Here is a 12,502-nt window from a genome sequence, read left to right on the forward strand (position 1 = left end):
CAAGATTTATTTTGTAATTATTTTGGCATTTTGCTTCTAACTTCTTTCATCTTTTTTTACAGATAAAATATATGGATAGCGATAAAGAAAATAATGTTAAGCACTTTCTCGATTTAATTCAGAAATCCCGTAAAGGTAAGTTTAAGGTCTACATTGGCATGAGTGCTGGTGTAGGCAAAACTTTTCGTATGCTACAGGAAGCTCACACATTGTTGAAAAACGGAATTGATGTAAAAATTGGGTATATAGAAACGCATAATCGTAAGGAAACACATGAATTATTAGATGGTTTACCTGTGATTCCGCGTCGTTCTATTTTTTACAAAGGAAAGCAACTGGAGGAAATGGATGTACAGGCCATAATTAATTTACGACCAGAAGTGGTTATTGTAGATGAATTAGCGCATACGAACATTGAAGGAAGCAAGAATGAAAAACGTTGGCAAGATGTTCTTGAGATTTTGGAGTCTGGAATAAATGTAATTTCGGCAGTAAATATCCAACATATTGAAAGTTTAAATCAAGATGTAAAACGCATTACTAATATAGATGTTAAGGAACGCATTCCTGATAATGTATTGCGATTAGCAGATGAGGTTGTAAATATTGATTTGACCTCTGAAGATTTAATTGACCGTTTGAAGGAAGGGAAAATTTATACTGCAGATAAAATTCAGACTGCATTGAATAATTTTTTTAAGGCAGATCAGATTTTGCAGCTCCGAGAATTGGCTCTTAGAGAAGTTGCAAGTCAGGTTGTTAGAAAAGTAGAAAATGAAGTTCCTAAAACTCAGGCGCTGCGACACGAAAAATTATTAGCTTGCATAAGTAGTAATGAACGAACGGCAAAGAATATTATTAGAAAAACAGCTCGATTGGCTAGTTACTATAATAGCGATTGGTATGTTTTATACGTTCAGTTACCAAAGGAAAGTAGTGATAAAATAGCGTTGGATAAACAACGTCATTTAATTAATAATTTTAAACTGGCCACAGAACTTGGTGCTGAAGTCATTAAGATAGAAAGCACTAATATTACTGATACAATGCTTAAGGTTGTTGAACAAAAAGAAATTACAACGGTTTGTATTGGGAAACCGCATTTTAACTTTTTTAGGGTAATTTTGTCAACATCGATTTTTAGACGTTTACTGAGTCGTCTTTCTTTGTCGAATGTTGATCTTGTTATTTTGTCTTAGTTGATAGAGGTTGAGAAGCAAGATTTTGAGATGTTAGACGTTTAAAGATTGACTATATAAGTTATGGGAGTATTTATTAAACTGTTTGGGAAGGTAATGTACTTAGATAAAAAATAAAATGTTTTGTAAATTATAGGAAATGAAAATTAAAACGAAATTAAACTTGGGCGTTGGACTATTATTTTTAATGATAATTATTCTTTCATTAGTAAGTGCCTTTTATATTTTTTTGATAAAAGAAGATACAGAAAACATCTTGAAGGCTAATTATAATACATTAGAATATTCTAGAAACATGCTGACTTCACTTGATGTAACACATGATAATGAAAGTAAAGCAATCGTTTCTTTTAGGGATAACTTGAAAAAACAAATTGTCAATGTAACAGAAAGTGGCGAAGATAATGCAACAAATATTTTAAAAAAAAGTTTTAGTAAGTTAGAAAAAAATTGGGCTGATGAAACATTAAAAAGTCAGGTGCGCCATGATATTTTTACAATCATGAAACTCAATATGGATGCGATGAAACTGAAAGGTGATATTGCAAAAAAAACAGCAGAAACAGCTAATTTTTCAATTGCAATTGTTGGTACACTTTGTTTTTTAATTGCATTTAATTTATTAATTAATCTGCCGAATAATATTGCAAATCCAATTAAAGAATTAACAGAAAGTATTAAACAAATTGCTAATAAAAATTATTTGGAAAGAGTACATTTTATGAATCATAACGAGTTTGGTGATTTAGCAAAATCGTTTAATACAATGGCAGAGAAACTCAAGGAATATCATGATAGTAATTTGTATAAATTATCATTTGAAAAGAAAAGACTGGAGACTTTAATAAACAATATGCATGACCCAATAATTGGGTTAGATAATCAAGGGAAAGTATTATTTGTAAATGATGAGGCTCTTAAGATTATTGGAATGAAATCGGAAGAAGTGATTGGTGAATTGGCTACGACTTTGGCTTTAAAAAATGATTTGATGAAATCTTTAATCATTAATGATCTGGAAAGTACAAAAGCACATCCCATGAAAATTTTTGCTGATGGTAAAGAAAGTTATTTTGATAAAGAGAAGGTTAATATTGCAATTACTCCAACAGGGGAGGATGAGGCTATTAATATAGGAGAGGTAATTATTTTACGAAATATAACGTTGTTTAAAGAACTTGATTTTGCTAAAACTAATTTTATAGCGACAGTTTCTCATGAATTAAAAACTCCAATTTCATCAATCAAATTAAGTCTTCAATTATTAGAAAAACCAAATACAGGTGCCATTAACGAGGAACAAAAGCAATTAATTGATAGTATTAAAGAGGATAGCCAACGGTTATTGAAAATTACGGGAGAATTGTTAGATTTAGCTCAACTAGAAACGGGTAATATCAAGCTGAATATTGGGCAATGTAGCCCATATAAGATTATAGAATATGCACTTGAGGCTGTAAAGGTTCAAGCTGAGCAAAAACAAATTGAGTTGATCGTTGAAAGTGAATTGAATTTAGTAGACATAAAAGCTGACTCGGAGAAAACGACTTGGGTGATGATTAATTTTTTAACGAATGCTATCAGATACTCTTATGAAAAAAGCAGTATAACAGTTAAATTAAAAAAAGATAAAAATCAGATTGTTTTTGAGGTAGTTGATACTGGAAAAGGAATCGATAGTCATTATAAGTCTAAAGTCTTTGATAAATTTTTCCAAATTCCAGGAAGTCATAAATCAGGAACTGGATTGGGGTTATCTATTAGTAAAGAATTTATCGAAGCGCAAAACGGAACTATTGGCGTAGAAAGTGAGTTGGGATTAGGAAGTTCTTTCTGGTTTAAACTTTTAAAAGCGTAGAATTTTGTGTTCAGTGTTCAGTCGCAGTTTGCAGTGTTTTGTAAAAAGTAATCAATAAAAAAAGTGTTCAGTACTCAGTTTATACAAACTGCGACTGAACACTTTTTTTTAGAGTTGAATACTGAATATTTTTAGCTAAAAACTAACAATCCGCCATATTCACGGCAATTGCTAATCCTCCTTCTGAGGTTTCTTTGTATTTAGAGTTCATATCTTTGGCAGTTTGCCACATGGTATCAATAACTTTATCTAGAGGTACTTTTGCGTTTTTAGAGTCTGTTTCCAGCGCTAATTCGGCTGCATTGATCGCTTTTATAGCTCCCATTGTATTTCTTTCGATACAAGGAATTTGTACTAAACCTCCAATTGGGTCACAGGTTAAACCTAAGTGATGTTCCATGGCAATTTCGGCAGCCATTAAAACTTGTGCAGGGGTTCCGCCCATTAATTCGCAAAGTGCTGCTGCTGCCATAGATGATGAAACACCTATTTCGGCTTGACAACCTCCCATTGCAGCAGAAATCGTAGAACCTTTCTTGAAGATACTTCCTATTTCGCCTGCAACCATTAGGAATTGTTTGATTTCTTTTTCGCCTGCATCGTGGTTTTCGATTACCAAATAATACATTAAAACAGCTGGGATTACACCAGCACTACCATTAGTAGGGGCAGTAACAACACGCCCTAAAGCGGCATTTACCTCATTTACTGCGAGTGCAAAACAACTTACCCATTTTAGAATTTGACGAAATTTAACTTCTGTTTTTCTTATTTCTTCTAACCACGTTTGTGGAGAGTTATAGTTAGATAATCCGATGAGGTTTTGGTGCATATCAAATGCTCTACGGCGTACATTTAATCCGCCAGGTAGTATCCCTTCAGAGTGACAGCCAATATACATACATTCGAGCATAGTATCCCAAATACGCATTAATTCGTTGTTAATAAATTCTTCGGAACGCATCGATTTTTCATTCTCATAAACAATTTCTGAAATGGTTTTGTTTTGAGTAATAGTATATTCTAAAAGTTCAGCTGCATTTTGTATAGTAAATGGAAATGCACATTTTATCTCCGATTTTATTTTTGCATTTTCACGTTCTTCTTTTACGACAAATCCTCCACCAATAGAATAGAAAACGGATTCGTATTTGGAATCATCTTTGGCGTAGGCCGTAAATTTTAAACCATTAGCATGGAAGGGCAAGAATTCTTTATTGAAAATGATGTCTTGCAAAAAGAAAAACGGAATTGTAATTTCGTTTCCAAGTACAAGCGTATTGGTTTCTTCAATAGTTTTGATGATTCCAGCAATATCGTTTATAGGAATATACTCAGGATCTTGACCGCTTAATCCTAACATAACTGCCAAATCGGTTGCATGACCTTTTCCCGTTAAAGAAAGGGAGCCATACAAATCGACTTTGATACGAGTGATTTGAGAAAACAGATTTTCACTTTTTAATTCAGCAAGAAAACGTTCTGCTGCACGCCAAGGTCCAAGAGTGTGTGAACTTGATGGTCCTACACCAATCTTGAGCATATCAAATACCGATATACATTCTTCCATTATACTATAATTTTGTTCTCACAAAGATAATTGAATAATGCAATGAAATTAAAAGAAGAATTGTTAATGTTGCGTATTTATTAAAATTTGTATTTAATATTAATAATTTGGCAATAAAATAATAATGTATAAAATATTAATTGTAATATTTTGTTTATCTTAAAATTAAGGTTTTAACAACTACGACTAGGAAAAGATAGTTAAATAAGGAAGAAATGGTATTTTTGTTAAACCATTATGAGATTAAGAAAGTTAAAGGTTAAAGCTTAATATCTTAATGGTTTAAAGCTTGTTTTTTTAGCTATTCAATGCTGGTTTTAGTTCGGTTGTAATGCCAATTCTGTTTAAAGCGTTCTTAGTTTCTATGTTTATTTAATTGTTAAACAATGCTATTTACATGAGTAATGAAAAACCTTAAGCTAGTTTAAGAAATGATTCTAAGTGGTTTTTTTCTTATTTCGCCTAAATATTCTGGAGTTAAATTTGAATGTGATGCGAGCATATACTGTGGAATTCGCTGAAGTAATTCAGGAAATCTTGAAGCAAAATGCTGGTAACTTTCTTCTTTTGAAAAGTCGAATAAGTATTTTATACGTATTTGTGCAGCTGAATAGGTTTTGAGTAAAATGAGTCGGAAGTAGCGTTCTAGTTGTGGCAATTGGTTGAATTTTTTTTCTTGATTGTGATAATCAAAAACATAAACTACTGTGTTTTAGATTGCCTTAATATAAAATTGGGATGGTTTTTGTGTGTCGAAACTCATATTAATAATGCTTTGTATGTAACGCTAGACTGATTTTTAATTATTGTATGTAATCATAATTAAATAAGCACTTCTTAACCGGAGTGGTTTTGTTTTTTATATTGTATCATTACGCTTGTATTCTAAATAAAAAAAGAGGACTATAAAAGTCCTCTCCATATATTATTATAAAAGTTCAGTGATTATTCGATTTCGGCACCAACAAAATCATCTCCTGTTTCTCCAGCGGCAACCAATTCAGGTTTTGAAGCCTTAAGAGTATTAAATCTTTCTAATTGTTCCATTTCTCCTTCTTCGCCACTAAAATAAGGAAAAACATCCATGATTGGAGATTCTGCAATAGCAGGAATGGTATAATCTCCCATAGTATTTTTCATTATGGCAATTGTATTGTCATAAGCTTCTTTTACATCATTGGCTTGTACCAATATATACATATTGGATCTTCGTTCTTTGCCACTCTCTTCGTCATATGCCATTAGAGACACTTTTGATTTAAACCAGCGATCTGCATTTTCAAAAGGGTGAATTTCGGCATAATTAGCCATTTTTATATTTGTGATTTTAAATTCTTCACTAATATAAGCAGACATTTCTTCATTAATTCTGGTTTCAGCCTCTGTATAAGATAAAGCATCTACCAAATAAGGTTCTGTAGTAACCTTTTGTGTTCCAGTATCATCTGTTTTTCTGTATTTTACCTTGCATTCGTACCAAATTGTGCTCATTTCTTTTTTTTTAAGGGTGTCAAAGATAGATTTTAATGAAAAAGAAATCAACAATATATAAAATAGATATTCACAATTTAAAATTATGGTGAAGTTTTAGTCATTTTTACGGGTTTTAAAAAATAATATGGCTGTTGCAAAATAACCTGACAATACTAATTTACTATTTCATATTTTTGAATAAATGAAATAATCTAACGATGATTCTGGAAACAATAAAAAGGCGTGCAGTAAATCTATTAATTTCTTTATTTGGGATTATTCTGTTAGTGTTGTTCTACGGTTGCAATACCAAAGAAAAGGCTGCTAAAGAAAAGCAATCTATTTATCGTGCAGTAAATGCCAATAATGACACTGCGACTTTATCAATAGTGATAAACAAAACCCGTTTTTATGGTCAGTATGAAATAAAATATGGTGAAACTACTAAAGATTCTGGGAGTGTAAAAGGAAATATTAAAGATAATATATTACTAGGGGAGTATTATTGTAGGCCTTACGGAGGCAATTTAAAAAGAGTTCCGATATCTTTATTAAGAAAAGATGATAAATTATTCTTAGGGAACGGGGTAATAACCACCTATCTTGGATTACCTTGTTTTGCTGCCGGAGTTCCTATAACATATACTGATGCTGAGTTTGTATTTGAAGAAATAAAAAAATAAGTATTTTTTAAAGGTTGATAGATACTAAGGCTCTATGTTACTAAGAAACACAATGAATGTTTTTTTAGCCATTGATTTTAAAGTATTTATTATTGAAAATAAAGATATTCAATACTGTCTTTTGAACAGTTGTAGCTCAGAATCTTTGAGCCTTAAAAACCTTTGTATCATAGAGCCTTAGTTCCTTAGAGTCTTTTTTACTTAATTTCTGTAATAAAAGCTTCTTTTGGAGTTCTTACTTTTTTCATATTAATCAGCCAGTCATTAGCTTCGTCTCTGTACCCAAGAGGTAACATTAATACACTTTTTAAACCTTGATCTTGTAAACCTAAAAGTTTATCTACTTCTGCAGGAATAAAACCTTCCATTGGCGTAGCATCTACTTTTTGCTCAGCTGCTGCAACAATTGCTATTCCCATAGCGATGTAAGCCTGATGAGCCGCGTGATTTGCATGCCACTCTGTAGAAAGTGGTTCGTAAAGTCCCCAAAGTGTTTTCTTGTAATCATCCATCGTATTAGCTGGTAAGCCTCTTTCGGCAAGAGTTTTTTCAAATACAGCAGTAATTCTTTCAAGAGAATAACCATCCCAAGCAGCAAAAACTAGTAAATGTGAGCAATCTGTAATTTGGCTTTGGTTCATACCAACATTTTTTATTTTTTCTAATAAATCAGCATTACTAATTACAAAAATTTTATAAGGCTGTAATCCCGAAGAAGATGGAGTAAGTCTGGTAGCTTCCAGTATATAATCCAATTTTTCTTGTGGTACTTTATTGCCGTTCATTTTTTTAGTAGCATAACGCCACTGTAAGGTATCTATTAAATTCATCTTTTAATTGTTTTTAATTATTAGGTACAAATTTACATAAAAGCTTGTTACTTTTGGTAACTTTGTAACGAAAAGAAATAGTAACAAATGAGTAACCAAGTAACATACTATGGAAACAGAAAATGAAATTCGATTAAAAGAATGCTATAGTACAGTAATGGCAATTCAAGATGTGGTTGATATACTAAATGGTAAATGGAAGATATCTATTATTGCCTGTTTATGCTATAAAAAAATGCGTTATTCTGACTTATTAAAAGAAATTAAAGGGATATCAGGGAAGATGTTAAGTAGAGATTTGAAGGAGTTAGAAGCAAACCTTCTTATTACAAGAACTGTTTTAAGTACTCAACCTATAATGGTAGAATATGAAATTACTGAATATGGCGCAACACTCAAAAATGTTACTAAAGTAATCGCAGATTGGGGGATTATACATCGACAGAGAATAATTAAGAAATAGTATTTTGTTTTAGTATTGTGTCACGTTTTTTTATTTTAGCAGTATAGTATTTACTCTCAATAAGTAAAAAATGAACCGCAAAAATAACTCCAATATTGTCATTTATGTAAATGTTACAATATTGGAGTTATTTTCGGATAAAAAAAGTATTCGATTCAAGTTTTATTCTCAGAATCTTAATAAAATTATTTTGCTACTTTTTTAAATCTCATCATTGGGATTTCATTCATCATTAAACTGAGTTTACCATCTTTATCGATAGAATAGCCGTTAATTTTTTTAATTGTTTGTAAAAACGTTTGTTCTCCACCGCCTTCACAAAACATTAGTGTTGCTGGACCTTGCTCTCCAAAACTTAGTTTTTTTCCTTTTAGAGTATATGGAGCTGTATAGCCATTGCAACCTGCATTTCCATAAACTTGACCTGCATTTTCGTCAAACTTAAGAAATGGTTTTTTGTTTGGATATAAACCTTCAAAAGCAATACGTGGACCAGTAATATATTCTAGTTCCCAAGTTGTATTATAAAGATCAGCAGTTTTTGTTGTGTCTTTCATTGTTGTACAAGAATTAAATGACAGTGTTAAAACAGAAACGAATAGTAATACATAATTTTTCATAATAGATATTTTAGAACATAAAATTAAAGGTTTTTAATCAGATTAGCTTAAAAAAGTCATGATTATTTTTGATTTGACTTGTTGAATTTTCTTATTTTGTTACGAGCACAATCTCAATAAGTTAAAATGAAATTATTTCTTATAATTCATTCGCAAAGAAATTAAAACATAAAAAAAGGTGTACAAACATGACAAATTAATGTCTGCCGAGATGATTTGTCATCTGGTTTTAGTCTTATTTTATTAGATTTTAGTATGCAGGTAAAAATAGAGAAGAACAATTTTGGGCTATCTTTTTTTTAAAAAAAAATATTTTTGTTGTTATTATTGCATTAGCCAATTTTTTAGAGTTTTCATTATTTTTTGCTGATCCTGTTCTGGGAAGTTTTTAATTCTTGTAGCGTGACTTCCGCTAGGTAAAACCATTTTTAGAGCATCAAGTTTAGGATTAGGCGTTGGAGAACAAGCTCCCCAAGTATCATAGCCTCCATAAATATAAAGTATTTTGGAACCTTTATTTTCTACATATTCCCTAACTTTTTTAATGTATTTTGGATTGTAATTTATTTGAACATCTTTTGGTGCAAACCGAGAATTTGATGTGCTCTTTACTGAAGTTACTAAATCTTTTACAGGTGTAAAATCAAAACCATAATAACCCAATTCGCTCATGTGTTGGTAATAAGACGGTAATAAATCATGGAATGTTGTATCGTTGTAAAAACTAATGCCAACTATCTTATTCATATAATCAAACAATTCTTTTGAAGTAGCATTTTTACTTGGAATATCTTCACATTTTCCTCCCCATTGCCAGAAAGAAAAAGGAAATTCCATAGCGCTATATTCTAATGCTTCATCCATAGAAACTTCAGTAAAAGTCATTTTTTTTAGTTCTGCATAAGCTTTTATTTCGTTAAGAAGGGCAGTTCTGTTTTGCAGTAATGCACGTTGAAACTCAATTATTTTCTCACGACACTCAGCAGTTCCTACAGTTGCAAGATGCTGTTGTATTCTGGGATCTTCTTGAGTATTAATTAATGGCGCTACATAAGGAACTGCAATAGCAACATCTTTTGGGTATTTCGATTTGTAAATTAAAGTTGTTTCTCCGCCTTTACTAATTCCAGTCGAAATCCACTTGCCTGTATATAATTGTTTTAGTTTGGTAACTATATTATGGTAATCGGCTACAGCCTGATCGTTGGTTAAGTATTCCCAAGGAATTGGGTTTGGTCTTGATTTTCCATAAAAACGATATTCTACAATAAGCTGATTAGCTTTTAATAAAGAGCTCAATTCGGTTTTTGTGTATCGAGCTGCGTATCCTTCTGTTTCAATGATCATTGGACTATTAAAATCTAAATGTGATAAATAGATGTAATGTTTAAATGTCCCTTTCTTAGGATTTTTATGATCTAATGGTTCATTAAGAACTAATTGATATGATTGGGTAAAACCTTCCAGATCTTTCATTTTGGTAATCTCAACACCAGGAAATAATTGGGATAGTTTATTTTCTAAATCGGTTTTAATAGCAGTTTCAGTTTGAGCAAAACTCAAACATGAAATGAGGGAAACTACTAGGAGTAATACAGTGTGTTTTAACTTTTTCATTATTTTTAGATTGATTTTTTATAAAAATATAGCCTTCAAAACTAATCAATTTATACTATATTAACTTTAAGTTGCCTTATGTTAACTAGTTCTTTGCAAAATTGGATTTGGAAAAAAAATTCTACTATTTTTAGTGAAATTTCAACTTAAAATATGGAACCTATTCAACTTATTTCGGACAATTTCATTGAAGAAAATTGTGATTTTAAAAGCCTAATCGAAGGACTTCGGGAGGGATTTTCGACAGATAAAATAGAAGTGCCTCTGCGGCATCATCATGATTTTTCTAATCCAGAAGAAAACAAAGATTCAACATTATTATTAATGCCTGCATTCCAGCCTGGGAGAGATTTAGGAGTGAAAATTGTTACGGTTAGCCCTAACAACGGCAAGTATGATTTGCCTTCTATACAAGGTACATACATTTATCTTGATGCACATAAAGGGAACATCAAAGCTATTCTGGATGCAAAATCTTTAACTGGTAAAAGAACTGCCGCAACATCTGCATTGGCAAGTAGTTATCTTTCTCGCAAGGATGCATCGTCTATGCTTATGATAGGAACTGGCGCTTTGGCAATTAATTTAATTCAGGCACATGCTAGTGTACGCCCCATAAAACAAGTATATGTGTGGGGGAGAACGTTGCAAAAAGCACAATTGGTTTGTGATGCATTAAAAGACTTTCCTTTTAGATGTATAGCAGTTGCTACAATCGAAGAAGTAATATCGCAAGTTGCTATTATTTCTTCGGCAACATTATCTCCTGTTCCGCTTGTGTTTGGCAAATGGCTTAAAGAAGGACAACACTTGGATTTGGTTGGCGCTTACAAAAAAGATATGCGTGAGGCCGACGATGAAGCGATTCTTAGATCAAGTGTATTTCTTGATACATATCAGGGTGGACTAAAAGAAAGTGGTGATATTTTGATTCCGTTAAACAATGGGGTGATTACTAGAGAATCTATCAAAGCAGATTTGTTTGAATTATGTTGTAATAAAAAATCAGGCAGAACATCTGATACAGAAATCACCTTTTTTAAATCGGTTGGACATGCTTTAGAAGACCTTGTTGCGGCTGCTTATTTTTATAAAGAATTTAATTTAAAATCAGAAACAAATGTCTAAAATGTATAGCAATATTTGTGCAAATACGGCATATAAAGTAGCATCGAATACGCTGCAAATAAAAACTATTGATATGCACACTGGCGGCGAACCATTGCGTGTTATAGTTTCTGGGTTTCCTGAACTTAAAGGAAACAATGTATTGGAATATCGTCGGGATATAAAAGAAAATTACGATTATTTAAGAACTTCATTGATGTTTGAGCCTCGTGGGCATGCTGATATGTACGGTTGTATTTTGCTTCCGCCAAATGACGATGATGCTGATTTTGGGATTTTGTTTATGCATAATGAGGGATATAGCAGTATGTGTGGGCATGCTATTATTGCGATAAGTACGCTTGCTGCAAAAATGAATTGGATTACGATAAAGGAAGGCGAAAACGAACTAAAAATTGATGCTCCTTGTGGTCGAATATTTTCTTTTGTTACTATTAAAAATGGAGAAGTAACAGGTGTTAGATTTCATTGCGTACCAAGTTTTGTAGTAGGCTTGGATCGTGTTGTAGATGTTGCAGGAATAGGAAATGTAGTTTATGATTTGGCTTATGGTGGGGCTTTTTATGCTTATGTAGATTTGAGAAAAAATACGCATTTGAATTTTGGATTAACGGAACAAGATTACCGTACTATTATCCAGAGTGGAATGGATATAAAGCATGCTGTAATGAATCAAGATAAAGAAGTTTTGCATCCTTTTGAAGATGATTTGAGTTTTCTTTATGGAACAATTTTTATAGATGAACCTCAGGATATTGCTAATCATAGCAGGAATGTTTGTGTTTTTGCCGATGGAGAAGTAGATCGTTCTCCAACAGGTTCAGGTGTTTCGGGTAGAATTGCTATTGAGACAACTAGAAATACCATAAAACCAAATGAGTCTATTAGAATAGAAAGCATTACCGGAAGTACTTTTAAAGGTTCTCTTGTTGAAGAGAAAGACTTTGGACCATTTAAGGCCGTGATTCCACAAGTAGAAGGAACAGCTTTTGTAACTGGTGTAAATACTTTTATTATAGATCCAAAAGACCCAATGAAAAATGGATTTATTTTGAGATAGG

The 12,502-nt window shown here is 32.0% G+C and carries 12 protein-coding genes; 6 read left to right on the forward strand and 6 right to left on the reverse strand.

Features of this window, described 5'->3' with window-relative positions; genetic code table 11:
* Positions 1–71 precede the first annotated feature (71 nt).
* Entirely contained in the window at positions 72–1,199 is a 1,128-nt protein-coding gene (locus IUY40_RS17175) for a sensor protein KdpD (RefSeq protein ID WP_195738092.1), read from the forward strand.
* A 139-nt stretch (positions 1,200–1,338) separates the two neighbouring features.
* Entirely contained in the window at positions 1,339–3,057 is a 1,719-nt protein-coding gene (locus IUY40_RS17180; RefSeq protein ID WP_195738093.1) for an ATP-binding protein, read from the forward strand.
* A 142-nt stretch (positions 3,058–3,199) separates the two neighbouring features.
* Here IUY40_RS17180 and IUY40_RS17185 read toward each other — a convergent pair whose 3' ends face one another.
* From IUY40_RS17185 to IUY40_RS17195, 3 genes are all read right to left on the reverse strand, one after another.
* Positions 3,200–4,627, reverse strand: coding sequence for an L-serine ammonia-lyase (locus tag IUY40_RS17185; protein WP_195738094.1), 1,428 nt, complete (start codon positions 4,625–4,627; stop codon positions 3,200–3,202).
* Between the two features lie 424 nt (positions 4,628–5,051).
* Entirely contained in the window at positions 5,052–5,285 is a 234-nt protein-coding gene (locus IUY40_RS17190) for a hypothetical protein (RefSeq protein WP_195738095.1), read from the reverse strand.
* A 287-nt stretch (positions 5,286–5,572) separates the two neighbouring features.
* A complete protein-coding gene (locus IUY40_RS17195; protein WP_195738096.1) occupies positions 5,573–6,118 on the reverse strand; it encodes a DUF4494 domain-containing protein in 546 nt (181 codons plus the stop codon).
* Between the two features lie 200 nt (positions 6,119–6,318).
* Between IUY40_RS17195 and IUY40_RS17200 the strand changes: the two genes are divergently transcribed.
* Positions 6,319–6,783: a hypothetical protein gene (locus IUY40_RS17200; RefSeq protein WP_229335620.1), complete on the forward strand. Its 465-nt coding sequence runs from the start codon at positions 6,319–6,321 to the stop codon at positions 6,781–6,783.
* A 197-nt stretch (positions 6,784–6,980) separates the two neighbouring features.
* Here the strand turns inward: IUY40_RS17200 and IUY40_RS17205 are convergent, their stop codons facing one another.
* Positions 6,981–7,613 carry an NAD(P)H-dependent oxidoreductase gene (locus tag IUY40_RS17205; protein ID WP_195738097.1) on the reverse strand — a complete coding sequence of 211 codons (633 nt, stop codon included), beginning with the start codon at positions 7,611–7,613 and terminating at the stop codon, positions 6,981–6,983.
* 109 nt (positions 7,614–7,722) lie between these two features.
* Between IUY40_RS17205 and IUY40_RS17210 the strand changes: the two genes are divergently transcribed.
* Positions 7,723–8,076, forward strand: a complete 354-nt coding sequence (locus IUY40_RS17210) for a helix-turn-helix domain-containing protein (protein WP_195738098.1) — start codon at positions 7,723–7,725, stop codon at positions 8,074–8,076.
* 185 nt (positions 8,077–8,261) lie between these two features.
* Here the strand turns inward: IUY40_RS17210 and IUY40_RS17215 are convergent, their stop codons facing one another.
* The gene (locus tag IUY40_RS17215) at positions 8,262–8,696 is read right to left on the reverse strand and encodes an META domain-containing protein (RefSeq protein WP_195738099.1); all 435 of its coding nucleotides are present in this window, start codon (positions 8,694–8,696) and stop codon (positions 8,262–8,264) included.
* Positions 8,697–9,020: 324 nt separating this feature from the next.
* Complete coding sequence (locus IUY40_RS17220) at positions 9,021–10,313, reverse strand: S28 family serine protease (protein ID WP_195738100.1); 1,293 nt, start codon at positions 10,311–10,313, stop codon at positions 9,021–9,023.
* Between the two features lie 153 nt (positions 10,314–10,466).
* Here IUY40_RS17220 and IUY40_RS17225 point away from each other — a divergent pair, with 153 nt between their 5' ends.
* Together IUY40_RS17225 and IUY40_RS17230 are read left to right on the forward strand one after the other, a co-directional pair.
* Positions 10,467–11,441, forward strand: a complete 975-nt coding sequence (locus IUY40_RS17225; RefSeq protein ID WP_195738101.1) for an ornithine cyclodeaminase family protein — start codon at positions 10,467–10,469, stop codon at positions 11,439–11,441.
* On the forward strand, positions 11,434–12,501 hold the full coding sequence (locus tag IUY40_RS17230) for a proline racemase family protein (RefSeq protein WP_195738102.1): 1,068 nt from the start codon (positions 11,434–11,436) through the stop codon (positions 12,499–12,501). The genes IUY40_RS17225 and IUY40_RS17230 overlap by 8 nt, the downstream gene beginning before the upstream one ends.
* Position 12,502: the final 1 nt, after the last annotated feature.

Origin of the sequence: Flavobacterium sp. ALJ2, from assembly GCF_015594725.1 — a bacterium.
Taxonomy (GTDB): Bacteria; Bacteroidota; Bacteroidia; order Flavobacteriales; family Flavobacteriaceae; genus Flavobacterium.

Excerpts from the sequence above, each read along its gene's own strand:
- IUY40_RS17175 (WP_195738092.1), top strand. The coding sequence starts at position 72 with ATGGATAGCGATAAAGAAAATAATGTTAAGCACTTTCTCGATTTAATT.
- IUY40_RS17180 (WP_195738093.1), top strand. The coding sequence starts at position 1,339 with ATGAAAATTAAAACGAAATTAAACTTGGGCGTTGGACTATTATTTTTA.
- IUY40_RS17185 (WP_195738094.1), bottom strand. The coding sequence starts at position 4,627 with ATGGAAGAATGTATATCGGTATTTGATATGCTCAAGATTGGTGTAGGA.
- IUY40_RS17195 (WP_195738096.1), bottom strand. The coding sequence starts at position 6,118 with ATGAGCACAATTTGGTACGAATGCAAGGTAAAATACAGAAAAACAGAT.
- IUY40_RS17200 (WP_229335620.1), top strand. The coding sequence starts at position 6,319 with ATGATTCTGGAAACAATAAAAAGGCGTGCAGTAAATCTATTAATTTCT.
- IUY40_RS17205 (WP_195738097.1), bottom strand. The coding sequence starts at position 7,613 with ATGAATTTAATAGATACCTTACAGTGGCGTTATGCTACTAAAAAAATG.
- IUY40_RS17210 (WP_195738098.1), top strand. The coding sequence starts at position 7,723 with ATGGAAACAGAAAATGAAATTCGATTAAAAGAATGCTATAGTACAGTA.
- IUY40_RS17215 (WP_195738099.1), bottom strand. The coding sequence starts at position 8,696 with ATGAAAAATTATGTATTACTATTCGTTTCTGTTTTAACACTGTCATTT.
- IUY40_RS17220 (WP_195738100.1), bottom strand. The coding sequence starts at position 10,313 with ATGAAAAAGTTAAAACACACTGTATTACTCCTAGTAGTTTCCCTCATT.
- IUY40_RS17225 (WP_195738101.1), top strand. The coding sequence starts at position 10,467 with ATGGAACCTATTCAACTTATTTCGGACAATTTCATTGAAGAAAATTGT.
- IUY40_RS17230 (WP_195738102.1), top strand. The coding sequence starts at position 11,434 with ATGTCTAAAATGTATAGCAATATTTGTGCAAATACGGCATATAAAGTA.